This window comes from Bacillus sp. V26 (assembly GCF_034296245.1).
In the GTDB taxonomy this organism is placed as follows: Bacteria; Bacillota; Bacilli; order Bacillales; family Bacillaceae; genus Bacillus; species Bacillus halotolerans.
Genome location: NZ_JAXKQF010000016.1, coordinates 1 through 706 on the forward strand (window position 1 = coordinate 1; position 706 = coordinate 706).

Consider the following 706-nt stretch of genomic DNA (forward strand, 5'->3'; position numbering starts at 1 on the left):
GTTTGGTGGCGATAGCGAAGAGGTCACACCCGTTCCCATGCCGAACACGGAAGTTAAGCTCTTCAGCGCCGATGGTAGTCGGGGGTTTCCCCCTGTGAGAGTAGGACGCCGCCAAGCAGTTTTATCTATTTCTACCATGTTTGTTTATGAAGCTTATATCATTCCGCAGTAGCTCAGTGGTAGAGCTATCGGCTGTTAACCGATCGGTCGTAGGTTCGAATCCTACCTGCGGAGCCATTGCTTCCATAGCTCAGCAGGTAGAGCACTTCCATGGTAAGGAAGAGGTCAGCGGTTCGAGCCCGCTTGGAAGCTTTATTTAAATGCATTACTCTTACCAAGGTTTCTCAAAAAGGAGAAAGCTTTTTTTATTGCGATATGCGGAAGTAGTTCAGTGGTAGAACACCACCTTGCCAAGGTGGGGGTCGCGGGTTCGAATCCCGTCTTCCGCTCCATTTTTTCATCCCAACGGGATGTTGATACAAGTGAAAATGCGCCCGTAGCTCAATTGGATAGAGCGTTTGACTACGGATCAAAAGGTTAGGGGTTCGACTCCTCTCGGGCGCGCCATATATTTTATCAATATGGGAAATCGGGAAGTAGCTCAGCTTGGTAGAGCACATGGTTTGGGACCATGGGGTCGCAGGTTCGAATCCTGTCTTCCCGACCATTTTTATGGGGCCTTAGCTCAGCTGGGAGAGCGCCTGCT

Annotated in this window: 5 tRNA genes and 1 rRNA gene; all 6 read left to right on the forward strand. The window is 50.1% G+C overall.

Annotated features, from left to right (window positions below):
• Position 1: 1 nt before the first annotated feature.
• The 6 genes from rrf to UJ203_RS20740 all read left to right on the forward strand — a co-directional run bounded on the left by rrf (position 2) and on the right by UJ203_RS20740 (position 667).
• Positions 2-117: ribosomal RNA gene (rrf, locus tag UJ203_RS20715) — 5S ribosomal RNA — on the forward strand.
• A gap of 45 nt (positions 118-162) precedes the next feature.
• A tRNA-Asn gene (locus UJ203_RS20720) sits at positions 163-237 on the forward strand.
• Between the two features lie 2 nt (positions 238-239).
• Positions 240-312: transfer RNA gene (locus UJ203_RS20725), tRNA-Thr, on the forward strand.
• Positions 313-377: 65 nt separating this feature from the next.
• Positions 378-452 (forward strand) — tRNA-Gly (locus UJ203_RS20730).
• Between the two features lie 38 nt (positions 453-490).
• Positions 491-567: transfer RNA gene (locus UJ203_RS20735), tRNA-Arg, on the forward strand.
• 23 nt (positions 568-590) lie between these two features.
• Positions 591-667: transfer RNA gene (locus tag UJ203_RS20740), tRNA-Pro, on the forward strand.
• The last annotated feature ends 39 nt before the right edge of the window (positions 668-706 follow it).